The sequence below is a fragment of the Nocardia sp. NPDC050175 genome, from assembly GCF_044459885.1.
In the GTDB taxonomy this organism is placed as follows: Bacteria; Actinomycetota; Actinomycetes; order Mycobacteriales; family Mycobacteriaceae; genus Nocardia.
Genome location: NZ_JBITJI010000007.1, coordinates 161,045 through 183,533, shown reverse-complemented (window position 1 = coordinate 183,533; position 22,489 = coordinate 161,045). Strand labels below are relative to the sequence as shown.

Below are 22,489 nucleotides of genomic sequence, written 5' to 3'. Positions count from 1 at the left end.
CCAGGGCGCCGAACTGGTGGGTCGACCAGATGCGGCGTGAGCGTTCCTCGGGGTAGGGGTCGGTTCGCGTGCGCCGCAACCAGTGCCGCGTGGGTTAGTCGGGTAGGTCCAGGGCGTCGAACTGGTGGGTGGACCAGATACGGCGTGAGCGTTCCTCGGGGTAGGGCTGGGTGGTCGGCTCGGCGGTGTAGACGCGGGTTGATCGGGCGTCCGGATCGTATGGGGCCCAGCCGGGGTCGCCTGTGGTGGCGAACTTCAGCCAGTCGGTGCGCATGTGGTGGGCGACGTGCACGGCCTCGGCGACGGCGTTCGGGAACGCTGACGGATGGTTGCGGACGTCGTCGAGGTCGAGCGTGCCGAACACCAGCAGCATGTCGAGGCTGTGGGATGCGCCCTGGTCCTGGTTGTAGCTCCAGCAGAGTTCGTAGTTCCAGACCTGCCCGCCGCCGGTGTGCTGGGCGTCGGCGAGATGCAGGTCAGGCATGCGAAACAGCCAGTCGCAGTTGATGAGTTCGTACAGCTCGCCGGGGGTGGCCTCGGGGTAGAGGGCGCGGTAACTGGTGTCCGAGGTCGGTGCGAAATGTTCCAGCGTGGTGTTCACCTGTGCGTCGGTTACCTCGGTGCCGAGCAGGGAATTGATCAGCCGGTATTCGTCACGGGTGTGTCCCACGAGTAGGTCGATATCTCGGGCGGCACCGCTGGCGAGCGCGTGCCATGGCGCGTGCGGGAGGACATCACCGTCGACGACAGGTGAGAACGGAGTCGGGGTCAGCGCGGTGGGACCCCAGGATTCGACGAAGTCCGGCATCTTCTTCAAGACGGCATCGGTTGCGTTGATGAGCGCGTCCGGGGAGAAGCGGGCGAGCTCATCATCGGTCGCGCGCGCACCGAGTTCCGCGGCGATCGTTGCCGAGATCGCGGCGGACAGACGTGGCGAGAAAAAGGTACCGGGGCAGCTCTGGGCTATCGCGCGGCGAAACAGTCCGGCGGCCAACGGCATAGTGAGCAGCGCGGTAGTGCAACCCGCGCCGGCGGACTGGCCGAACACGGTGACGTTGCCTGGATCACCACCGAACGCGGCAACATTGTCCTGCACCCACCGCAGTGCGGCGATCTGGTCGAGAATGCCTCGGTTGTTCGGTGCCCCGGCGATATTGGCGAAGCCTTCTACGCCGACGCGATAGTTCATGCTGACCATCACCACACCGGATGCGGCGAGAAGCGTTCCGTCGGTGTGCGGGTTACTGGAGGTGCCCTCCACATATCGGCCCCCGTGGATCCACACCATCACCGGCAGCGCGGCGGCACCGAGGTCGGGGGACCAGATGTTGAGGGTCAAGCAGTCACCGTCGCCAGAAATCACGCGTGCTTGCGGAACAGACGGACCGAACTCCAGTGCGTCGCGGACACCGTCCCACGGTTGCGCCGGAACGGGAGCGGCGAACCGCCGTGCGCCGAACGGCGGCTCGGCGTAGGGGATACCTCGGAACACTGCGACGGCGTTCTCCCACCTACCGCGCACAACTCCGGCGGCCGTGCGGATTTCAGGTTCGGTATTCACTCGCGAGAACTCGCTTTCCATCGATAAGTCGTCAGCCGCCGGGGAGCGATGGTCGATCCGAGCGGGAAGGGCGGCACCGAGCCAGCGTCGGCGCCCTCGCACTCAACTTCTCGAACGGGCACAAACACAGCGTCTGCACGATAGGCCGCAGATCCGTTGGCCCTCAACAGAATTTCAGCGCCAGTTCGGATCGACGGAGCGTGGCTGAGCGGGGCCGCGAACCTATTGCCTGGTTGCGGTCAGGACTTCCAGTTTCACTGGTTCGATGAGTGCGTCGGGCTCGATCGCCTGCAGGGTTTCGGTGATCTCGTGCTCGAACTCGGGGCGTCTGTCGCCGAGCAGCCGACGAAGCGGCAGGGAGGTCGAGTAGAGATACCCGATCACCTGTTCAGTCGTCCAAGGGCGGTCGAATTCATAGAGTGATCGATCCACCTGGGAGAAGGGCGAACGCGCGAGCACCTGCTCGTGCGTGTGGTGATCAACGGCGCGGTTGAGGCGGCCTGGCAAGGGATCCGCTGGCGCCAGTTCCCGCGGCAGATAACGGCGTTGGATGTCCTCGACGGACTGCTGCCACGCGGTGGTCGGTCGGACCAGACAGCTGTCGTTGGCGAGCACGATGGCACCGTTCTGTTCGACCATGGCGTCGAGGGCATCGAGGACTTGTTCGCGGTCCATCCAGTGGAATGAACGGCCCATGGTGACCATTCGGAACTGCCCGAGCGCACCGGAAAGATCGGTCGAACCGCCTTGTTCCCAGACCACGTTGGTGACTTCCGCAGCCCGGGCGCATCGGGCAGCTGCGACGAGCATCTCGGGTTCGGGATCCATGCCGACCACTTCGGCGACATGGGCTGCCAACGGTATGGCCAACTGACCTGTGCCGCAGCCCAGATCGAGGAGTCTGCCGGTGCTGTCGAGGTGAAACCGTTCGACGAGATCGGCGAAGAACGACTGCGGGTAGTCCGGTCGATAGCGGGCATAGTGCCATGCGGTTCCTTCGAACAGTCCGCCGTTGGAACGCCTGGGTGAGTCGGCCATCTTCAACGGATATCAGATTCCGCGGATGGTCGTCGCGCCGATTCAGGTCGAACTCGATCGAGGCGATGTTGCGGCGGCGGTTCAGGGGTGCTTCAGGCTTCAAGCCAGCACAAGCACAGTACCGCTTGGCATCCGGGGCGCACCGGAACTATCGAATGGTACGGGCGTCCAGGGGTGCACAGTTTTCAAAGGGTTTCGTAGGTGTTTCGTTTCGTTGGTGATGACCAAACGTAAACGTAATAGATCCAACCAGATTGGGGGATTAGCTGGAACGCCGACTGGGTCTGACCGCCGATAATGTTCACTTATCGGCGGTCAGAAAACGAGACGGGGAAATTGGTCTTCCTGCGACACGCCACGTTTCGTTTCGTATGAATACGTCAATAGTGACGAAACCAACGCTACGATTCTCCGGTGTCCAACGTCTGCAACTACCCGGGCTGCTCCCGACCGATCACGCGCGGCGGGGGACCTGGCCGTCCCTCCGAATACTGTGATCACCCAGACCACACGCGATGGCGTGCGTGGCGGGAACGTCAACGGCAACAACAGGAGTCAGAGGTACCCTCCGCTAACGTCACTGTGACGCAGCAAGGTCCGGTCACCGTCGCCCGGCTCCGGGCCGATGAGCTGCTCACCCAATTCCGTGGACTCGCCGACCAACTGGGCAACACCCTCAACGCCGCCGTCGCAGAACTGTCTACCCTGGGCGACCCGTCGGTCGCGGAGGCGCAGGTCCAGGCCGTTCAAGCCGACGCCGCCCGGCGCATCGCCGAAGCCGAAATGGCTACCGTCGCCGCCGAACAGGCACGACGCGAGGCCGAAGAACAGCGTGCGCTTGCCGAGGCCGCCGCTGACGATGCCGCCAGCGCGGCCGAAAGCGCGGAAGCATCCGTTGCCGACGCGAACAGCACCCGCGACGACGCGCTACGCGAAGTCGAGCGCGCCACCCGCCAAGCCGCCGACGATGTCTTCGCCGCCCGCAGCGAAGCCGAGGCGGACGTCCGCACGGCTCGCCGCGAATCCGCCGAGGAAATCGAACGGGTCCGCAAGGAAGCCACCGAACAGGTCGAACGAGCCGAACGCCGCGTCGCCACCGAAATCGCGCACGCACAACGCGAATCCGCCGCCCAGGTCTCCGCCGCCCAGTCCGAACGCGACCTCGCCGTGCAACGCGCCGCCGACGCCGAACGCGCCACCGAACGTGCCGAGCAAGCGGCCATGGAACGCATCGAAGCCGCCAACGAGGCCCGCGAGGAATGGCGCCGGGTCCGCGCCGAACTCGACACCACCCGCACCGAACTCGCCGAGATCCGCCGCACCGCCGCCACCGACATCGCCGCCGCCCGCGCCGAATCCGCAGCAACCATCGACAAGGCCCGCGCCGAAGCCGCCCACCGCATCGAGGCCCTCGACCAAGCCCGCACCCAAACCCTGGCCCGCGCCGAACGCGCCGAAGCCCAACTCGACGAACTCCTCGCCGAAACCCGCCGCAAACCAGCCGGAGTCACCAAACTGGACAGCCACACAGGGGCGTAAGCGGTTCGGAAAGCTGATCTCGGCAGCCTGGTTGCGGTCGCTGGCCCGCACCGAACGCGCCGGAACTCAGCTCTAGCCGCGGTCACGAAACTGGCCACTCGCACAGGGCGTAAGTAGTTCGCGACGCTGATCGCCGCAGACCGCTGCGGTCGTGATCCCTCGTCGGTCGCACGAAAGCGCAACCGACGAGGTAAACGCTGTACTGCGGCAGCCACTTGCCGGGGTTGAAGCCGCCCCCTCTGCTCTGATGAGTGCCGACGTAGGTAGCAGAATGTGTACTCCCGCTATGTCAGCCCCACACCCCCTGTGCTGGATGTGCAGCTGACACAACGGGTGTACGGCTCGAGTCCACCGCCTGGGCGGGGAGATTCGCCGATTTTCGAGCTCGGCGCAACCACGGCCAGGCCACCACACCAGAACTCATCCGTACATCCGCTGTGTCAACCTCACACCCCCTGTACTGGGTTCGGGGCTGACACAGCGGGTGCGCGGCGATAGCTCGACCACCTCGGAAGCCGACATTCGCTGGTTTTCAAGTCCCGAACGATGACGTCGACACGATCCGCCACCGCTGAGTCCTCAAGTGTGCGAACCTGATTCGTGCAGGCGGTAACGCATGTCGTCTTGCCGGACGCCGTTGAGGAGAGAGCGCATGACCGCACCATCTCTTGGAGAAGGCACCTACCTGGTCGAGACCAACTACGTAGGCAACGACGGAAATGAGCCGTCGAAACCGTACAACGGCGAGCTGACTATTGATTCCGATGGTGCGGTCAAGGCCGACATCCTGGATTGGAATGCCCACGGCTGTGGCGGGATATCGACGTTGATGTACTCGCCGTTCTATGTAGAACTGAGCGGCACCGTCGACCTCGATGATGGTCCACGCTTCGACGTGCGCATCATCGAACACGAGCGAACAGATGACGGTACGAACACCGAAAGGCTCGCTGCCACCGTTGTCTTACGGCACGACGAGGACAGCGGTCTCTTCACCGGCGGCGACGACGCAGGCAACATCTTCACGCTGAAGGTCACCACCCGCTGCTTCGAGTGACCCGGCAACACCGCAGTCGGAATCCCATAGACTGCGATGCGCGGCGTCTTGGCGTGACAGAGGGAGAACTCGGGCATGGCGGTAATCCACCAGACCACAATGGTTCCCACGAAGGTCGAGTTGTTGTCCTCGTGGTTGCCGACGAGGTCGTGGTATCGCGGAGGTGCTCAGCCTGTGCTCGATCGGGTCGGTGGGTTTCGGCTCGATGATCCGGACGGGGAGGTCGGGATCGAGTTCGCTGCGGTGACGGACAGTTCGGGTACGGAGCCGGTCACCTATCAGGTGCCGTTCGCTTATCGCGGGGCACCGCTCGACGGAGCCGAGGACGCGCTGATCGGTAAGTCGATGCACGGTGTGCTCGGGCAGCGATGGCTCTATGACGGGACGCGCGATCCGGTGGTGGTGGCGCAGATTCTGGCGTTGCTCGGTGGAACGGCGGTGCCGCAGGCGCAGCATGACAGCGCGACGGTGGATGAGTCGGTTGCCGTGACTACCCCGGAGATCGCGGTTCCCGCTCTCGGATCGGAGCCGGTGACGGCGGAAGATGGATCGTCGGGCACCGACATCATGGTCGGCGCGCGGGTGCCGGGCAGTACGGCGATCGTCCGGATCAACCGGATTCTGCGTCCCGGTGATGAGTCCTCCGACGAGGCTGGGGCGGGTCATGTCACCGCGAAATGGCGGCTGCCGGATGGTTCCTCGGTCCGCGGAGTGTTTCTGACCTTCCACGGCCACCCGGAGAGTTAGTTTAAAGATGAACGGCTGCAAGGCTGTTCAGCGACACGACACACGCTTGGCGAGACACGCGCCGCCCGGCCTGCGACCATATCCTTGTCGGAGTGCACGGCGCACGGATTGTGCAGCGGCGGGGATGGCCTGCTCCGACGACGAAAGGACGTGATTCCTCTGTCGAAACGGACCACGCGATACGCACCGATCATCGTCGGTGTCGTGCTACTCGCAGTCACCGGCTGCGCGAGCAACCCGGCCACCTCCGATGAACCCCCGAGCGTCGGCAGCAAGCAGGTTTCGCCCTGTGCCGCCGGCCAACTCGTACTCAGCGCCACCGAGGTATCGCCCGGCTCGACCCACCGCGGCGTGCAGATCACCGTCGGCCTGGCCAACGGCACCCCGGCGTGTGAGATTTCGGGCTACCCCGAGATCGTGGCCGACGAGGGCGGCCCCGTCATCCGCGCCGACCACACCCCCCGCGGCTACCTCGGCGGACTCCCACCCGACCGCGACGCCCCACCCGTCGTCATCATGACCGCCGCGCCTGCCGCAGCCATCGTCGAGGGAATGGCGGTCGACGCCAACGGCAACTCCTGCCCGACCTACACCCGCCTACGCGTCACCCCACCCAACGCACCCACCCCGCAACCCATCGCAGCCACCATCACCGCATGCACGCTGGAAGTCCATCCGATTGTCGGCCCAGACATGCACTGATGCCCCTGGCGATCCACTCACGCTGGCGCGCTGGCCGATTCACTGCCGAGCACGCACCAGCTCGGCCGCGACCCGGCTGGAATCCGGCTCCCCGGGTGTGGGCGTCTTTGCAGTGGGACCCGAATACGCCAGAAACCTGCCGCAAGATCAGTCTCGGCTGAACAGGCCCTGGAATCCTGAAGCTGTCAGGACGCGCAAAGTAGCTTCGGGGTCAATGGTTTCGTCGGGGCGCAATCGTCATTTGCGCTGGCCTTTCGAGCGAGATGTCTTGTCATAGGGGTAGTTGCGTTGTCTCCGGGGCCGTTCGGGCGCGGGACCTAGATCGCCCACACCGGATGCGGCGCCGGCGATGAATGCGCCGATCCAGTAGCCGACGGTTTTGAAGATCCACACCGCGTACTTCCAGAGCATGTTCGCCAACCTTTCAGGTCATGGCTGACATGGGTGAGCGCGATCGGTTGGTTTCAACGGTGCAATTGTGCGTTGAGCCGGGCGGCCTGTCGTGTGAGGTGCTCGCGTTCGGGGAGGCTCGTTGCCGAGCGGGCGGCTTCGTTGTAGAGCCGTGCTGCGGTCGCTAGGTCGCCGTCACGTTCGTGTAGGTATGCCGCGACGGCAGCGTACCTGGGCAGAGCGGGGTCGAGTCCCGCGAGTACGGCCAACCCTGCTCGCGGACCGTCGGCCTCACCGACCGCGACAGCCCGGTTGAGTTGGGCCACTGGACTATTCGTGAGTTGCACCAGTTCGTCATACCACTCGACGATCTGCACCCAGTCGGTCTCCTCGGCCGTCTGGGCGTCGGCGTGTAGGGCGGCGATGGCGGCCTGGGCCTGGAATTCGCCGAGTCGGTCACGGGCGAGGGCCGCCTGGAGGACGTCGACGCCCTCGGCGATCAGGCGCGTGTTCCACAGGCTGCGGTCCTGCTCGGCGAGTGGGACGAGGCTGCCGTCGGGGGCGGTTCGGGCCGGGCGGCGCGCGTGGTGCAGCAACATGAGTGCGAGCAGGCCAGCGACCTCCTCGTGCATGGTCTTGGCGGTGAGTTGGCGGGTGAGTCGGATCGCCTCACCGGCGAGGTCGATGTCGCCGGAGTAGCCCTCGTTGAACACCAGGTAGAGCACGCGCAGCACCGTCCCGACGTCACCGGGTTGGTTGAACCGGACGTCGGAGACGGTTCGCTTGGCCCGGCTGATCCGTTGCGCCATGGTCGCCTCGGGCACCAGATACGCCTGCGCGATCTGACGTGTGGTCAGGCCGCCGACCGCACGCAACGTGAGCGCGACGGCCGACGCCGGTGTCAGGGACGGGTGCGAGCACAGGAAATACAGCTGAAGTGTGTCGTCTGATGTCTCGGCCGGTCCCGGTGCCGGCTCGGCCTCGATCCGCTGCTCACGCTCGCGACGCGCCGCCTCGGAGCGGTGCGCGTCGAGGAATTTGCGCCAGGCGACCGTGACCAGCCAGCCCTTCGGGTCGGCGGGCTGCTGGTCCGGCCAGGTGGTCGCGGCCTGGATGAGTGCTTCCTGCACGGCGTCCTCGGCGGTCGCGAAGTCGACGCCGCGATGCACGAGGACGCCGATCACCGCGGGAGTCAGCTCCCGCAGCAGCAGTTCGTCCATCACTCGGTGACCGTCGGCGTTTCGCCGTAGAGCGGGCGCAGTTCGAGCCACTCGTGGATCGGCTTGCCGCCCGCGCCCGGAGCCGCGGACAACTCACCGGCCAGCTCGATCGCCCGCTCGTAGGTGTCGACGTCGATCACCATCCAGCCGGCGATCAGGTCCTTGGTCTCGGCGAACGGGCCGTCGGTGACCGGCGGCCGTCCCTCGCCGTCGTAGCGGACGAAGGTGCCCTCCGGGGACAGCGCTCGTTCGTCGACGAATTCGCCGGTGGCCTCGAGTCGGGTGGCGAAGTCGCGCATGTACTGGATGTGGGCCGTGATCTCCTCGGGCGTCCACTGGTCCATCGGCGCATTGTTGACCGAGGCGGGCGCGCCACGGTAGTGCTTGAGCAGCAAGTACTTGGCCATCATGTTCTCCTTGATGTGGTTCGGCCCATTGTGGCCGGGTGCTGATTCCGGGGATGAAGCCGCGCGGGGGTTCGCCACGCGGCGGCGTTCAGGCGCGTGACTGTTCTGCTCGCTGCTTGATCAGCTCCTCGACCGGGCTGGGCAGGGTCGTGTCGAAGTCGATCAGTTTCGCCCAGGTAGGAGTGACGACGATCCGGACCATGCCGTCGTAGAGCGAATGCACCTCCGCCTCCCACACGACCCGCTGCTCGGCGGTCATCTCGTAGGAGCCGTTCATCTGCAGGTACTCCGCCGGAATGCCGTCGACCACGTCCAGCTCGACCCGGCCTCGGATGAGCAGCAGCTTCGGCGGATGCACCTCGGTGTCGATCGTCAGAGCCACCATCGGATTCTCGCGCAGGGCATGCAGTTTCGGGGCGTTCTTCGAGGTGCACAGGACGACCTCGGAGCCGTTCCAGGTGAACCCGATCGGGATATTGCGGGGTGTGCCGTCCTTGGCGACGTAGGCCAGGCGGGTCAGGTCGCGGGCCAGCAGTTCCTGGCTGAGCGGGCGGTTCAGGACTTCGGCGATCTCGTTCTGTCGCACGGTCATGCCTCTCGGTTTCGTGGTCCGCCCAGCTGGGCGGTTGTGCTTCGTCGCGGTCGGTGGTGGCCGCTGATAACCCTGGGACGGAGCCGGCGCTACGTTCTCGACATCGGAACCGCGATTAGTTCCAGAAATTTTTCCTGACCGCAGGAGACCTGGCCGCAGCGCTTGTGGCAACGACGCGGCAACACTTGCCGACTTCCAGCGACCAGACCAGCCGGGACACGCGGTGGATCCCGGTAGTGCGGTCGCAATCCGGCGTTCGGTTCCCGGCGTCCCACTAGGCGCACCGAGTGAAAGCAAACACGCGGCTATCCGCGCGAGGCCGCCATATCATGTAGCTATGCCCGAAACCGAGCTCGAAGGGCGTACGGAACCACTGGCCGGGGGTGCCCGGCAGGCGATATTGGTGGCCGGTGCCTGCTCGATGATCGTGGGTGTGGTCGTAGCGGTGTGGCCACACAAGTCGCTGCCGACCGCGGAGCTGCTGTTCGGTCTCTATCTGCTGCTCAACGGCGGATTGCAGATGGTCATCGCGTTCGGCGGGAAGTTCGCGCCCGCGTTGCGCGTGCTCGTCTTCGCCAGCGGCCTGGTCTCGATGCTGCTTGCCGTGCTGTGTTTCAGCGGCGGCAATTCGGCACTGCTGCTCTCGTTCTGGATCGGGCTGGCCTGGGCGGTGCGCGGGATCTGTCACGCCACGGTCGCGGTCTGGTCGGACAACCTCGCCAGTGGCGGCACACAGGAAGTGTTCGGCCTGGCGACCATGGTGCTCGGCATCCTGGTCGGGGTGCTGCCGTTCGACTCGGTGGACGTGCTCGGCCTGGTGGTCGGCCTGTTCCTCATTCTGATCGGGACGATGGAGGTGCTCAGCGTCGCGGCGGTGCGCCACCGGGTGGTGGAGCTGCCCGGGGTTTCGCGGATGCGTGCGGTACGGCTCGATCGCTGATCGCCCGGCATGCGATGCCGAAATGCGTCCACTGCGTAATGCATTCCGCTATCGCCCCGTCTGCGCACCAGGTTCACTGGAAACCATGGCACCCCAGCAGTCCGCGTTCCAGTTGCGGCCGGAGCTGATCGTGGTCACCCACGGCGCGGACACCACGCTCACCCCGAGCGCACTCGATGACAGTCTCAGCACCGAGGCGCGGTTGACGGCGCTGCTTCCCACGGGTGGTCGGCTCGCTCGGATCTTCGGACCGGTCAATCGTCTGCACGGTCGCGTCGCGGGGACACCGCATGAATCTGTCGCCGCGCAGTATCTGCGGTACTTCGCCGTCCGCGGGGTCACCGAGGGGCTCACCGACATCGCGGCACGACTGCGCGAAGACGACGCTGTCGACGGTGCTTATCTCAAACCGCCCGCCGAACCGCCGATCGCCCCGGACGGCACCGCCTATTCCGTGGCGGCCGACGCGCCACCGGTCACCCCGAATTTCGAAGCACGCCAGGGTTATCTGGATGCGGCACCGCAAGGCATCGATGCTCGCTGGGCCTGGACTGTGCCCGGCGGACGCGGCCAAGGTGTGCGCGTCATCGATGTCGAGGGCGCGTGGCGGTTCACCCACGAGGACCTGCTCGCGAATCAGGGCGGAGTGATCGGCGGCGACCCCTCACCTGATCTGGGCTGGCGCGACCACGGCACCGCGGTCGCCGGGGAGATCAGCGGCGACGTGAACGCCTTCGGCATCACCGGCATCGCCCCCGACGCCCTCCTGCGAGCCGTCTCGATCTTCGGACCCGGATCGGCCGCAGCCATCCGCACTGCCGCCGACGCGCTCGCCGCAGGCGATGTCATCTTGCTCGAACTGCACCGTCCCGGACCACGATTCAACTATGCGGGCCGCGCGGACCAGGCCGGTTACATCGCCATCGAATGGTGGCCCGACGACCTGGCCGCGATCCGCTACGCCGTCGGGCGCGGTGTCATCGTGGTCGAGGCGGGTGGGAACGGTGCCGAAGACCTGGATGCCGCCCTGTACGACACCCGTCCCGGGGACTTCCCGACCTCATGGCGCAACCCGTTCCGCGGTGGCGCGGCCGACACCGGGGCGATCATCGTCGGCGCCGGCGCGCCACCGTCCGGCTTTCACGGCCGCGACTATGGACCCGGACGGTCGCGACTCGACTTCTCCAACTTCGGTTCTCGTGTCGACGCCCAAGCCTGGGGGAGGGAAGTCACCACCACCGGCTATGGCGATCTGCAGGGTGGTTCCGACGAAGATCTCTGGTACACCGATGTGTTCAGCGGGACATCCAGTGCCTCACCGATCGTCACCGGCACCGTCGCCAGTTATCAGGGGATCAGTACCGCGGCCGGTCAGCGGAGGACACCCGCCGAGGTACGCGCCCGTCTGCGGGCCACCGGGTCACCGCAGACGAGTGCGCCGGGACGACCCGCGAGTCAGCGGATCGGCAACCTGCCGGACTTGAAGGCGATGGCCGCGCCGCACTGAGTCGCCAATCCTGAACAGCCTTCCCGCTTTCCGCGTCAGACCGCGGCGCACCGGGACGTACGGCTAGTGCCGCGTCTGGACACGTTGGATACGAAACCCGACCGAAAGCCCCCTTCACCCGGTCTAAGGCGCTGAAGGGCCCCTCCGGTCAGTCGGCACCTTCAGACCGAGGGGGCCCTTTGGTTGGCAGGACGCGATGAAGGGCGCCTTCGGTCGATATCGTGCCGACCATTCTGGACGCGGCATCCGGAGAATGGGTGGGCAGTCGGGGTCGAGATCAGGCAAGTTCGTTCGGGGCGGGGCAAAGGGCTTTCGCGCGTGATCGGCCGGACAGCCGCGCGTTGGTGCTGCGGCGGAGGGAAAATCTGCGGCCGTCAGCGGGGTATTTCGCCGGAGTCGGCGGGCTTTCAGGAAGGTCGCCGCGGCCTTCGGGTAGCCGGTACCAGGGGATTCGAGTAGTCCAGCACTCGTGGCACGGCGGTCGGTTCTTGGCACTGTGATGGTGGCGAGAAAAGGAGCTCACGATGAGTGCAATTCATATTCGTGCACCTGGACACCATCATCAGCCTGGTTTGGCAGGGGGTGCGGGGTTGCATGGCATGGTGGTTTTCGGGACCGGTGTCGACTGCTATCTGTCGTATCGGCCGATGTTCCAGGCGCCCTACAACTTCCAGGTGTTGCTTGCCGTCGAGTTCGATGAGCGGGGTAAGCGGGCTCTCGGTGCGGATCGGCGGATCGGTTACACCGATATTCACACCTTCGATCCCGAGGATTTCCCTGTCGCGGAACTGGATCCGGGGCGGGTGCGCCGACGGAGGTCCTTCCACGGCACCCTGATTCGTGGCAGGCGCGAACGTGGCGGCATCGCGATTGCCACCGAGGTGCGCGCTACCGTGCGCAGCGTCGTGCACTTCGCCGAACTCGACCCGGACCGCGTGCGCGGCCGCGGCCTGCTCACCCACCTGTGCTTCGGGCGGCCCGATCGGATGTACCTGGCGCATCACATCAACCGGCAACCCAGTTTCGATCAGATCGTCGCGGCTCGGCTGATCACCGGAACCGTGACCGACCTGCTCGGTGAGCCATTGGCCGACGAGATCGCCGGGACGGGTTTCGCGCAGGCGCAACCGATCATCCTCGGACAGCGCGAGTTCACCGGTGCGCGGTTGCGTGCGGGGGAACTGGCGGTCGCGGCGTTCCCGGCGACAGCCGGTGGCGGACAAGGATTTCTGGCCGAGATCGCGATCGAGCGGCAGATCTATCTCGAGGTCGCCGACCTGACGTGACCGCCGAACGTCCAATGTCAATACGCCTCAGGTCGCAGCCGCGGTGTCCCAAGGTCAGGGCGTCGGTCAGCCCGGCGGCGGACGCGCAGCCCGGGAGTCGGCGGCTACTTTCGATACCATGACCAAATCGGTTCTCCCCGGCACTACTTCGGGTCGACGGATCGCCGAGGTCGATATTCTGCGCGGGTTCGCGCTGTTCGGCATCCTCGTCACCAACGTCATGTTCGCGACCACGTGGTGGTCGTACAGCGGCACGAGTGACAATCCGAAACTGCGCTTCGACGGTCCGTTCGATCACCTGATGAGCGCGGTGGTCAACGCCTTGTTCGAAGGCCGGTTCTATCTGCTGTTCGCGTTCCTGTTCGGCTACTCGTTCACATTGCAGATCGCGGCGGCGCAGCGCGCGGGTGCGTCGGCCAACACGCGACTGTTGCGGCGTTGCCTGGCGCTGCTGGTGATCGGGCTCGCGCACGTGTTCTTGCTGTGGATCGGCGACATCCTCACCCTGTACGCGTTCCTGTGCCTGATCCTGATCCCGCTGAAGAAGTTGAAGCCGCGCACCGCCGTGATCACCGGCGTGGTGCTGTATGTGTTGTGGTGCGGGTGGTCGTTCCTGCCGAGCGACGGCGGCGACGGCATCGCCGCGCTGGCCGACCTCTTCGACGTGCCGCGAGTCCACGACGGATACACCGGGGCCTTCGGTGACACGTTCGCCAACCAGATGTGGCTGGCACCCATCTTCATCGCACTGATCTGGTTCACCCAGGGCGTGACGGCCTTCGGTATGTTCCTGATGGGCATGGCGGCAGGAAAACGAGAACTGCTCACCGACCGGGAAACGTTGCGGCGCTGGGCACCTCGGGTACTCGTCGGCGGACTGACGATCGGGCTGCCGGTCTCGGCGGTGACCTTCGCGGGAACCATGGAATGGATAACGCCGCCCATGATCTGGGCCGGCGTGCAGCAACTCGTCAATCCGCTGATGACCTTCGCCTACATCGCAGGCGTTGTCTGCCTCACCCAGTCGCCGCGTACCGCGGACCTGATCGGCCGGTTGGCCCCGGCCGGGCGGATGGCGGCGTCCAACTACATCGGACAGTCCATTGTGCTCATGGTGATCTACACCGGCTACGGGTTCGCACTGGCCGACAAGATCCCACCGGCCGGTGTCATCGCCATCGCCCTGCTCACCTATACCGGCCAACTGGCGCTGAGTACCTGGTGGTTGCGCAATCATCGATATGGACCGGTGGAGTGGGCCCTGCGGGCGGCGACTTACCTGTCGATCCCGGAGTGGAAGCGCCGCGCGGAGCATCGCGCCCAGTAGGCCGATCGTCCCAGGTCGGACCTAATTCCGACAGCCCACCCGGGTGCTCCCGGATAGTTCCGCAGGTTCCAATGATCCGCACGTCGACCGCGTGGATCATTGCAGCCTGCGGCCGTGGAGACCGACGAAGGGTCGGGGTTGTGGGGGCCGTTGCGAGACAGTGTAATTCGCGATCGACGGTTTTGAAACATGATCGTCCCTCTTGCTTCCGGGCCGTCACCTACGGGATGCGATAACCGCTGGTCCTGAGCGGCCCGAGGTCGGCATCGATCGGGAACCGATAGATTCAGAACGATAGATTCAGATGGAACCGTAATCCCTCCGGGCGCGGCCAACATTGCAAGATCGCACCCGAACCCCGAGGAGCATCCCGTGACCGACAACGCCGCCGCGGCACCCACCACCTTCAACCTGGTTCCAGAGCACGTCAGCGAGGCGGGACGTTACGTGCAGACCACCGCGCAGAACCTCATCAGCGGTTTGCGTTCGGCATCGGCCGACGTCAACGCGCTCGAGACGACCTGGCGCGGCACTGCGGCGACCGCGTACGCCACCACATGGGACGGGGTCCACCGCGGTGCCCTGGGGGTTTTCGAGGCTCTGGCGGATATGGCCGACTTGCTGGGCGTGGTGGTCGATCGCACCGCCGCCGCCGACGCCGGCAACGCCGCCGCGGTCAGCTCCCTCGACCTACCCTGACCTCGCTGGCTCCATACTCGTTTCGAACCGGGACCCGTTGGGGGACAACGCACCATGACTGACCAATACCGAGTCGACCTCGCGCACCTGGACACCGTCACCGCCAAGGTCGCCGCGCTCAATGCGTTCGTGGCCGACGCCTTGACCGAGTTGGACACCCGGATCGCCACGATGCAATCCGGCTGGACCGGTGCCGCCGCCGACGCCCACGCCACCGCACACGCCGAATGGGTCGCCGCCGCCGCGTTGATGACCGATGGACTCGAGAAGATGCGCGCCGCCGCAGCAGCCGCGCACGCGTCGTATGCGAACGGAACCGCCGCCAACCTCGCGATGCTCGGCCGCAGCGGTCAGGGCGCACAGTGACCGGCACCGTCCTAGACGTCGACACCGCCGTCTACTACGACACCGCGGCCAAACTGGCCGCGGGCGCGGCGGCCTGGTGGTCCGACGTCGACGCACGCTGGCCCGAGCTGGAAAAAGCCAACCACATGGCAGGCAGCTACTCCGATGCCCTGGACTGGGCCAAGTCCTACGACCAGCGCGCCACCGACATTCTCAAAATGGTCGAAAAGGTCGCGACGGCCGCACACACCTACGCCATCGTGCTCAACGAAATGGGCTACCAGCGTGCCCTCGATGAACACGGCGCGACCATCGACGCCGGACCCGCGCCGGTCAAACCACCGACCCCGATGTACCCGGTACTCGTGTGTCGGGTGCCGCTGCCGAGCGCGGGCGGCCCCGGACAGGGCTTGGTTGATGAAGGGCTCGGCCTGGTCGAAAAGATCGGCCTCACGGTGCCGGACGGCAACGCCACCACCATTTCCAACGCCGCGCTGACCTGGGATGGTGTGCGCAATTCCCAAGGCGCGGCCGGGTTTCCGGCAATCCTCGAGGCCGGAGCGGCCGCGTTCCAAGACGTGATCGCCCCGGAAGCGGCGTTCATCGATGAGGATCTGCGCGCCCTGAAGGCGGCCGCAGAAGCGACGTTGACGGCTATGGCAGATCTCGCGCAGTCGTGCCGCGATCACCGCATCGCCCTCGACGAACTACGCGACCTGCTCAAACAGCAACTGGAGATGGTGCGCGACGCTCTTATCCAAGAACTGGCGATCACCGCCGCAATCTCGGTCGCGTCCTCGTTCATCACCTTCGGTGCCGGTGCCGCGATCGGTCTAGCGGGCGCCGCGGCCATCTGCGCCCGCTATGCCCGGCCGATGCGCCTGATCATCGAGAACTGGCGCACCAACCGCAAGATCCGCGCCGGAGTGAAATTCGACCAGGATCTACAGCGCGCAATTCAGGAATGCAAACGCATCGAGGATCTTGCGCCCAACGGGGTACCCAAGATCCGGCCAACGACCGCACCGGCTGCCGCGCCTCTCACCCAAGCCGATATCGACGTTCTCAAACAAGGCATCAACGACCCACGCGGCAATTCGCTGTCTCGATTATTGCGCAAGGGTGAAGACCTTACCCCCGCTCAAGCCAAGCAGATCGACGACCTCACCAAAGCGCTAGAAAAACTGCCCAAGCATGAGGGTCCGGTGGTGCGGCATACGAATATGAGTCAGAAAGCCTTGGACGAATTCGTGGAAGGTCAGCCCTACGCGGACAAAGGATTCATGTCCGCATCCAACAAGCTGGAAGGTTCGAACGAAACCCTGGTGAACAATTCCCGAGTCGAGATGCACATTGTGAGCAAGAGCGACCGAGAATACAGCCAGTACGGAACGTCCGACGAGATCCTGTTCCCACCGAATACTAATTTCCTGGTTCGTAGCAAAACGCCGCCCGACAAAGATGGTCACGTCGTGATAACCATGTCGGAAATGTAAGGAGGAAATATCAATGCCGAAAGAAGTAGACGGGAAAATCTTCTACACCCGCGAAGAAGCGGAGGCGGCCGGAATGAAGTTCCCCACCACGGAAGAAGACGCCCGCGACCTGGCGATCCTGGAAAAATTCGCTGCCGATCTCCGCGCGGCGAGACCGGCACCGGAAGGGGTCATGCCAGCAGGATTCGGCGGCCGGTTCTCCGACGATCTGGAAGGTACCGAGTGGGAGGGCTGGACCTATTTCAAGGGCCAGTGGTTCGACCCGCAAGGCAATCTGGCCGATGACGAGAAGGGGCCGGGGAACGCGTGACCACCACCGACGAACCGGTTAACGGGGACCGCGACTGCGCACTGCGCTAGCCCACCTTCGCGGCGAGGAGCAGGTCGAGTAGTTGGTGGGCGAATTCGGTGGGGGCTTCGGTGAAACCGCTGTGGCCGCCGGGGAATTCGGTGAGGGGGATGTTCAGGTGGGTGGCGAGGGTGGCGGCTGGGCGGTGGGGGAGGTGGCCGCGGGTTTCTCGGCCTGCGGCGAGGATCAGGCGGTCGGTTGAGGAGGCGAGGGTGGGTTCGTTGGGGAGGTAGGAGGTGATGGGGCGTAGTTCGTGGGCCATCATGAGGGCGGCGTTGGCGTGTAGGCGGTGGATCATTTCGGCTGTGCGGGGCGGTAATTCGGCGGGGTCGGGCATGGGTTTCATGGTGCCGCCGATGCCTTCGAGGAAGCGGGCGCCTGCGGCTGCTATGCCCTCGGTGCGGAAGAGGGTGTAGACCTCGTCGATGAAGGCCTTTTGTTCGGCGGCGTCGGGGAGTACGGCGAAGCAGGGTGGTTCGTGGGCGATGACCAGGCGGAGGCGTTCGGGGTGGTGGGTGAGTAGGTCGAGGGCTACTACCGCGCCGCCGCTTCCGCCGAAGACGTAGGCGTCTTCGCCTGCGGGAGTGAGGGTTTCGAGGAGGCGGTGGGCGTCGTCGCGTTGCACCGCTACTTGCTGGTCTACTGGCTCGGTGGAGTCGAGGGGGCTGCGGGAGTAGCCGCGTGGGTCGAGGGTGACGACGGTGAAGTGGTCGGCCAGGGTGTCGGCGATCGGGTCGAAGGCGGCTGCGTCGCCGCCGCTACCGGGGAGGAGCAGTAGTACGGGGCCGGTACCGCGGACCTCGTAGTAGAGGGTGGCGCCGGGGACCTTCAGGGTGTCGGATCTCATGGGTGTTCCTTGTTGTCGCTGGACGGCCACTGCTCGAGAGTGACGTGCAGTGCGTCGATGATGCGTTCCCAGGAGGCGTTGGTGTCCCGAGAATGGGCGAAGCCGCCGGTTGCCTCGAGAGCGGCATATCCGTGAAAGGTGCTGCGTAGCAACCGGACTGCGTCGGTGAGGTCGGGTTCGGTCAGGCCGTAGGCGCGCAGCATGCGGTAGGTGAGTTCGATACCGCGCATCGCGCCGGGGTCGGGGTCGATCACTCCGGGCGGCACCGGTGTTTGCGTCGCGGTGTAGCGGCCCGGGTATTGCAGCGCGTACTCGCGCCAGGTGTTCGCGAACGCGGCGAGTGCGTCGTGGCCCGCTCGCCCGGCGACGGCGCTCGCGAGCAGGTCGGTCTTTTCGGTCGCGGCGAGCATGGCGACTCGCGCCCGGAGCTCCTGCAGGTTCTTGACGTGCGAGTAGAGACTGGCGTCTTTGACGCCGAACTTCTTGGCCAACGCCGACATCGTGACGTTGTCGAAGCCGATCTCGTCGGCGAGATCGGCCGCGGCGCGGGTGACCCGCTCGGCGGTCAACCCGGCTCGTGCCATCATGTGCACACCTCCGTCAAACTAGGGTTCCTAGTTTATAACCTAGGAATATTAGGTTTGGCAAGGTGGCTTTCTCAGACGAGGCTGCGCAGGGCTTCGTCCGCCGCACTGCCGGGCTCGGGGAAGTACACGTACAGGACGTGACCCTCCGGACCGGTGAGCGCAAAGGTCTCGAACGCGAGGCGGAGGATGCCGACGCCGTCGACGCGCAGCTGTTTCGCGCCCATCGTGCGCTCGTACACGTCGTGCGAATCCCACAGCGCCCGAAACGTTTCGCTGCGCTCGCGCAGATCCGCCACGAAGCCGTCGAGTTCGCCGCGGCGCGCAACGGCGGTGGCGCGCAGACCGGCGACAGCCTGCAGTGCGATCTCATCCCACTCGGGATACACCGTGTGCGCACGCGGATCGAGGAACGTGAACTCGAGCAGGTTGTGCCCCGGGCTCCAGGCGGGGTTGACCCGGGCGGCGAGTGCGGTGCCGGCCAGCACGTCACGGCTCGGACCGACGATGAACGCGGGCAGGTCGGCCCATCGCTTCAGGAGCTGCAGCACACCGGGCCGCACAGTGTGGACCATGTCGTTTTCCGCCGGATCGAGCGACGGTATCGCCAAAGACCACAGGTAGGACCGCTCGGTATCGTCCAGGCGCAGCGCACGGGCCAGCGCTTGCAGGATCTCGCGGGAGGGATTCCGGTCGCGGCCTTGTTCGAGCCGGATGTAGTACGAGGGGCTGAGTCCGGCGAGCAGCGCAAGCTCCTCACGACGCAGCCCTTTCACCCGCCGTCGCGTGTTGTCGACGACCCCGGCGGAGGCGGCGTCGATCTTCTCCCTCCGGCTGCGCAGGAAGGAACCGAGCTCATTGTCGTCACGTGCCATCCGAGTGAACGTTACCTGCCGCGCCACCCGCGAAACTGACCCTGCGAGAGCCACCCTCGAGCGGGTGTGGCACCTTCTCCGGCTCGTCACTTTCATGGAGGCATGCCGAACGACACGAACACAGCGAAGGTATGGCTGATCACCGGATGCTCCAAAGGACTTGGCCGCGCGCTGGCCACACACGCCCTCGAACGTGGTGACCGGGTAGCTGTCACCGCCCGAAACCGCACTGCCGTAACCGATCTCGCCGCCGGATACGGCGATCGCGCGATAGCACTGCAGCTCGACGTGACCGACCCCGTGTCGGTGACCGCAGCGATCCGCGACTGTGAACAAGCCTTCGGACGCATCGACGTCCTGGTCAACAACGCCGGATACGGCTACCTCGCCGCCATCGAAGAGGGCGAGGACACCGCGGTCCGTGCACTGTACGACACCAACGTGCACGGCGTGGTGACCGTCCTCAGGGCCGTACTGCCTGGCATGCGAGCCCGCCGCTCGGGACGCATCGTCAACATCTCCTCCTTCGGTGGCCTAGCCGCTTTCCCCGCGACCGGCCACTACCACGCAACGAAGTTCGCGTTGGAGGGCCTGTCAGAGTCTTTTGCCGCGGAACTCGCACCGCTGGGCATCGCGGTGACGATCGCCGAGCCGGGTGGTTTGCGTACCCAGTGGGCGGGAGAATCCATGCGGCAGTCGCCGATTCGCCTGGACGACTACGAGCAGACCGCAGGCAAACGCCGCGAGTCCACGCTGGCCGTCTCCGGTCACCAGCCCGGCGACCCCGGTCGCGCCGCCGCGGCCATCGCCGCGACGGTGGACTCCGCAGTACCACCGCGACGGCTGCTGCTCGGCTCCGACGCGCTCGCCGGAACGCGCGCCCGCCTGGAACGGCTGCGCGACGAGATCGATGCGAACGAGGCACTGACCGTCAGCGTGGATCGGGGGGAGAAGTGAGCGGCGCGTTCGTCGTGGTCGGCGCCGGACCCGGACTGGGCGCGGCGGCCGCCCGAAGGTTCGGCCGCGAGGGGTATCCGGTCGGCCTGATCGCACGCAGCGCCGCAAACCTGGCCAAGATCGCGGACAGCTTGACTTCTGAAAGCATCACGACGGCAACCGAATCCGCGGACGTCACCGACGAGAAGGCACTCACCGACGCCCTCGCCGCACTGCGCGAGCGGCTCGGTCCGATCGAGGTCGTGCTGTTCAGCCCACGGCCGAATCTCGACTGGATCAAGCCCGTCCTCGATACCGCACCATCGGACATCCAGAGCGCGCTGACACTGAACGTCGTTGCCGCAGCGACGGTTGTCCGCGCGGTGGTCCCGGACATGCGCCACAAGCGATACGGCACATTGCTGTTCACCACCGGTGGCGCCGCCGTCGAACCACACCGCGACCGCGCGGTATCAGGAATCGCCTACGCAGCCGAATCTGCCTACACCCGCATGCTGCACGACACCCTCGCCGCCGACGGCGTGCACGCCGCGCAGATCACCGTCGTCGGCCCGATCGCCCCCGGCGCCAGGCACGAACCGGACGCGGTGGCCGAGGAACTCTGGCAGCTACACACCGCCCGCGACCAGCCCCTGCTCGTCCTGCGGTGATACCGCTCACCCTTCATGTCACTGGCCGCCCAGCGAACCAGCGTGGACTGATTGCTCAGTCCGCGCCGAGCGCCCGGTACACGCGCCACTCCGGCTGACACGCACCATCATTGGGTACCTCCAGCACCAATGTCGCGATGCCGCTGCCGTTCTCGGGCTGAGTCCCGCGGCGAGCGCTGTCGTGCGTGGGGCATCTAGTTGGTTCCGGCGGTGAGTTCGCTGAAGAGCTTGTTGGCTGTGACCGAAGCGAACTGGCGCTGGAGTTCGGCGCGAGCGACTTGCTTGCGGAATTCTCCTTCGTGGCCGGTGTATCCGGCGTTGTGCATGACGTCGGTGATCCAGGTCGCGAAGGCCTGGTAGTTCCAGATGTGGGGCAGACAGGTTTCGGAGTAGGCGTCGAGCAGGCTGGGGTCGCCGTTCTTGACCCCGGCGATGACGGCGCGGGCGAGGACCTCGGTGTCGTGCAGGGCCAGGTGAATTCCCTTGGCGCTCATCGGTGGAACGATGTGGGCGGCATCCCCGAGCAGATACAGCTTGCCGTAGCTCATCGGTTCGAAGACCACGCTGCGTAGCGGCACGATGCGTTTGTCGATGATCTCACCCGTCGAGACCGGGGTGCCGAAACGGGCTTCCAGCTCGCTCCAGATGCGCTCATCGCTCCAGTCGTCGGCGGTGTCGTCGATCGAGCACTGCAGGTAGATGCGGCTGACTGCCGGGCCGCGGGGAATCATGCCCGCCAGGCCGAGTGAGTGGATCGCCATGCCGGAGGGGTTGGTGGGGACCGCGGCCAGGACGCTGAGCCAGGAGTAGCCGTATTCGTGGGAGTACTCGGTCAGTGCGTCGGCGGGGATGCTGGCGCGGCTGATGCCGTGGAAGCCGTCGGCCCCGGCGATATAGGCGCAGCTGATCACCGTGGTCGAGCCGTCGCCGTGCTGGTAGCGCACGCGCGGGGCTTCGCCGGTGAGGTCGTCGAGGGCGACGTCGGCGGCTTCATAGCGCAGGTCACCGCCCTCGCGCAGGAAGACGTCGGTGAGGTTGCGGACGAGGATTTGCTGGGGGCAGTAAAGGCTTTCGTTGTCTTCGTCGTCGACCTCGATCGGCATGGCGTAGCCGTCGATGTAGAAGCCGCCTTCGCTGTACGGGATCGGGTCGCCTTCCAGCACTTCGGCAAGGCCCCACTCGCGGAACATGCGCACTCCGAAGGTGTCGATGGTTCCGGCGCGCTGGCGCGCCTCGACGTAGGCGCGGGGATGTTTTTCCAGGACGGTGCAGCCGATGTTGTTGCGCAGCAGGAAGTTCGCCAATGTCAGCCCGGCGACGCCGGCGCCGATGACGACGACGGTGGTGGTGTGTTCGTGTGTCTCGGTCATGGAG

24 protein-coding genes are annotated in these 22,489 nt (G+C 65.7%); 14 read left to right on the top strand and 10 right to left on the bottom strand.

Annotated features, from left to right (window positions below; translation table 11 throughout):
• Positions 1–94: 94 nt before the first annotated feature.
• Positions 95–1,561, bottom strand: a complete 1,467-nt coding sequence (locus tag ACIBK2_RS24840) for a carboxylesterase/lipase family protein (RefSeq protein ID WP_396970251.1) — start codon at positions 1,559–1,561, stop codon at positions 95–97.
• 222 nt (positions 1,562–1,783) lie between these two features.
• Positions 1,784–2,599 carry a class I SAM-dependent methyltransferase gene (locus ACIBK2_RS24835; RefSeq protein WP_396970250.1) on the bottom strand — a complete coding sequence of 272 codons (816 nt, stop codon included), beginning with the start codon at positions 2,597–2,599 and terminating at the stop codon, positions 1,784–1,786.
• Positions 2,600–3,181: 582 nt separating this feature from the next.
• Between ACIBK2_RS24835 and ACIBK2_RS24830 the strand changes: the two genes are divergently transcribed.
• The 4 genes from ACIBK2_RS24830 (at position 3,182) to ACIBK2_RS24815 (ending at position 6,644) form a co-directional block, all read left to right on the top strand.
• Positions 3,182–4,138, top strand: coding sequence for a hypothetical protein (locus tag ACIBK2_RS24830; RefSeq protein WP_396970248.1), 957 nt, complete (start codon positions 3,182–3,184; stop codon positions 4,136–4,138).
• Positions 4,139–4,790: 652 nt separating this feature from the next.
• On the top strand, positions 4,791–5,195 hold the full coding sequence (locus ACIBK2_RS24825) for a hypothetical protein (protein ID WP_396970247.1): 405 nt from the start codon (positions 4,791–4,793) through the stop codon (positions 5,193–5,195).
• Positions 5,196–5,270: 75 nt separating this feature from the next.
• On the top strand, positions 5,271–5,942 hold the full coding sequence (locus ACIBK2_RS24820) for a 1,4-alpha-glucan branching protein (protein WP_396970245.1): 672 nt from the start codon (positions 5,271–5,273) through the stop codon (positions 5,940–5,942).
• A gap of 150 nt (positions 5,943–6,092) precedes the next feature.
• A complete protein-coding gene (locus tag ACIBK2_RS24815; protein WP_396970244.1) occupies positions 6,093–6,644 on the top strand; it encodes a DUF4232 domain-containing protein in 552 nt (183 codons plus the stop codon).
• A gap of 237 nt (positions 6,645–6,881) precedes the next feature.
• On the opposite strand, the gene ACIBK2_RS24810 is transcribed toward ACIBK2_RS24815, so the two are convergent.
• The 4 genes from ACIBK2_RS24810 to ACIBK2_RS24795 all read right to left on the bottom strand — a co-directional run bounded on the left by ACIBK2_RS24810 (position 6,882) and on the right by ACIBK2_RS24795 (position 9,253).
• Positions 6,882–7,055, bottom strand: a complete 174-nt coding sequence (locus ACIBK2_RS24810) for a hypothetical protein (RefSeq protein ID WP_396970242.1) — start codon at positions 7,053–7,055, stop codon at positions 6,882–6,884.
• Positions 7,056–7,108: 53 nt separating this feature from the next.
• Positions 7,109–8,254, bottom strand: coding sequence for an RNA polymerase sigma factor (locus tag ACIBK2_RS24805; RefSeq protein ID WP_396970805.1), 1,146 nt, complete (start codon positions 8,252–8,254; stop codon positions 7,109–7,111).
• Positions 8,254–8,661: a YciI family protein gene (locus ACIBK2_RS24800; RefSeq protein WP_396970240.1), complete on the bottom strand. Its 408-nt coding sequence runs from the start codon at positions 8,659–8,661 to the stop codon at positions 8,254–8,256. Before ACIBK2_RS24800 ends, ACIBK2_RS24805 begins: the two co-directional genes overlap by 1 nt.
• Positions 8,662–8,749: 88 nt before the next feature.
• Entirely contained in the window at positions 8,750–9,253 is a 504-nt protein-coding gene (locus ACIBK2_RS24795; RefSeq protein ID WP_396970238.1) for a pyridoxamine 5'-phosphate oxidase family protein, read from the bottom strand.
• Between the two features lie 337 nt (positions 9,254–9,590).
• Here ACIBK2_RS24795 and ACIBK2_RS24790 point away from each other — a divergent pair, with 337 nt between their 5' ends.
• The 8 genes from ACIBK2_RS24790 to ACIBK2_RS24755 all read left to right on the top strand — a co-directional run bounded on the left by ACIBK2_RS24790 (position 9,591) and on the right by ACIBK2_RS24755 (position 17,163).
• On the top strand, positions 9,591–10,193 hold the full coding sequence (locus tag ACIBK2_RS24790; protein WP_396970236.1) for a DUF308 domain-containing protein: 603 nt from the start codon (positions 9,591–9,593) through the stop codon (positions 10,191–10,193).
• Positions 10,194–10,278: 85 nt separating this feature from the next.
• The gene (locus tag ACIBK2_RS24785) at positions 10,279–11,700 is read left to right on the top strand and encodes a S8 family serine peptidase (protein ID WP_396970235.1); all 1,422 of its coding nucleotides are present in this window, start codon (positions 10,279–10,281) and stop codon (positions 11,698–11,700) included.
• Positions 11,701–12,224: 524 nt separating this feature from the next.
• The gene (locus ACIBK2_RS24780) at positions 12,225–12,986 is read left to right on the top strand and encodes a hypothetical protein (RefSeq protein WP_396970233.1); all 762 of its coding nucleotides are present in this window, start codon (positions 12,225–12,227) and stop codon (positions 12,984–12,986) included.
• 118 nt (positions 12,987–13,104) lie between these two features.
• Positions 13,105–14,313, top strand: a complete 1,209-nt coding sequence (locus ACIBK2_RS24775; RefSeq protein ID WP_396970231.1) for a DUF418 domain-containing protein — start codon at positions 13,105–13,107, stop codon at positions 14,311–14,313.
• Between the two features lie 372 nt (positions 14,314–14,685).
• The gene (locus tag ACIBK2_RS24770; RefSeq protein WP_396970229.1) at positions 14,686–15,012 is read left to right on the top strand and encodes a WXG100 family type VII secretion target; all 327 of its coding nucleotides are present in this window, start codon (positions 14,686–14,688) and stop codon (positions 15,010–15,012) included.
• 54 nt (positions 15,013–15,066) lie between these two features.
• The gene (locus tag ACIBK2_RS24765; protein WP_396970227.1) at positions 15,067–15,378 is read left to right on the top strand and encodes a WXG100 family type VII secretion target; all 312 of its coding nucleotides are present in this window, start codon (positions 15,067–15,069) and stop codon (positions 15,376–15,378) included.
• Between the two features lie 125 nt (positions 15,379–15,503).
• Entirely contained in the window at positions 15,504–16,853 is a 1,350-nt protein-coding gene (locus ACIBK2_RS24760) for a hypothetical protein (RefSeq protein ID WP_396970225.1), read from the top strand.
• A 13-nt stretch (positions 16,854–16,866) separates the two neighbouring features.
• Positions 16,867–17,163: a hypothetical protein gene (locus tag ACIBK2_RS24755; RefSeq protein ID WP_396970223.1), complete on the top strand. Its 297-nt coding sequence runs from the start codon at positions 16,867–16,869 to the stop codon at positions 17,161–17,163.
• Between the two features lie 46 nt (positions 17,164–17,209).
• On the opposite strand, the gene ACIBK2_RS24750 is transcribed toward ACIBK2_RS24755, so the two are convergent.
• The 3 genes from ACIBK2_RS24750 to ACIBK2_RS24740 all read right to left on the bottom strand — a co-directional run bounded on the left by ACIBK2_RS24750 (position 17,210) and on the right by ACIBK2_RS24740 (position 19,508).
• Entirely contained in the window at positions 17,210–18,049 is an 840-nt protein-coding gene (locus ACIBK2_RS24750) for an alpha/beta fold hydrolase (protein WP_396970221.1), read from the bottom strand.
• A complete protein-coding gene (locus ACIBK2_RS24745) occupies positions 18,046–18,636 on the bottom strand; it encodes a TetR/AcrR family transcriptional regulator (RefSeq protein WP_396970219.1) in 591 nt (196 codons plus the stop codon). Before ACIBK2_RS24745 ends, ACIBK2_RS24750 begins: the two co-directional genes overlap by 4 nt.
• A gap of 71 nt (positions 18,637–18,707) precedes the next feature.
• Positions 18,708–19,508 carry a helix-turn-helix domain-containing protein gene (locus ACIBK2_RS24740; protein WP_396970217.1) on the bottom strand — a complete coding sequence of 267 codons (801 nt, stop codon included), beginning with the start codon at positions 19,506–19,508 and terminating at the stop codon, positions 18,708–18,710.
• Positions 19,509–19,610: 102 nt separating this feature from the next.
• Between ACIBK2_RS24740 and ACIBK2_RS24735 the strand changes: the two genes are divergently transcribed.
• Both ACIBK2_RS24735 and ACIBK2_RS24730 read left to right on the top strand, forming a co-directional pair.
• Positions 19,611–20,465, top strand: coding sequence for an oxidoreductase (locus ACIBK2_RS24735; RefSeq protein ID WP_396970215.1), 855 nt, complete (start codon positions 19,611–19,613; stop codon positions 20,463–20,465).
• A complete protein-coding gene (locus ACIBK2_RS24730; RefSeq protein WP_396970213.1) occupies positions 20,462–21,115 on the top strand; it encodes an SDR family NAD(P)-dependent oxidoreductase in 654 nt (217 codons plus the stop codon). Before ACIBK2_RS24735 ends, ACIBK2_RS24730 begins: the two co-directional genes overlap by 4 nt.
• A 194-nt stretch (positions 21,116–21,309) precedes the next feature.
• On the opposite strand, the gene ACIBK2_RS24725 is transcribed toward ACIBK2_RS24730, so the two are convergent.
• Entirely contained in the window at positions 21,310–22,485 is a 1,176-nt protein-coding gene (locus ACIBK2_RS24725) for a 4-hydroxybenzoate 3-monooxygenase (RefSeq protein WP_396970211.1), read from the bottom strand.
• Between the last annotated feature and the right edge of the window lie 4 nt (positions 22,486–22,489).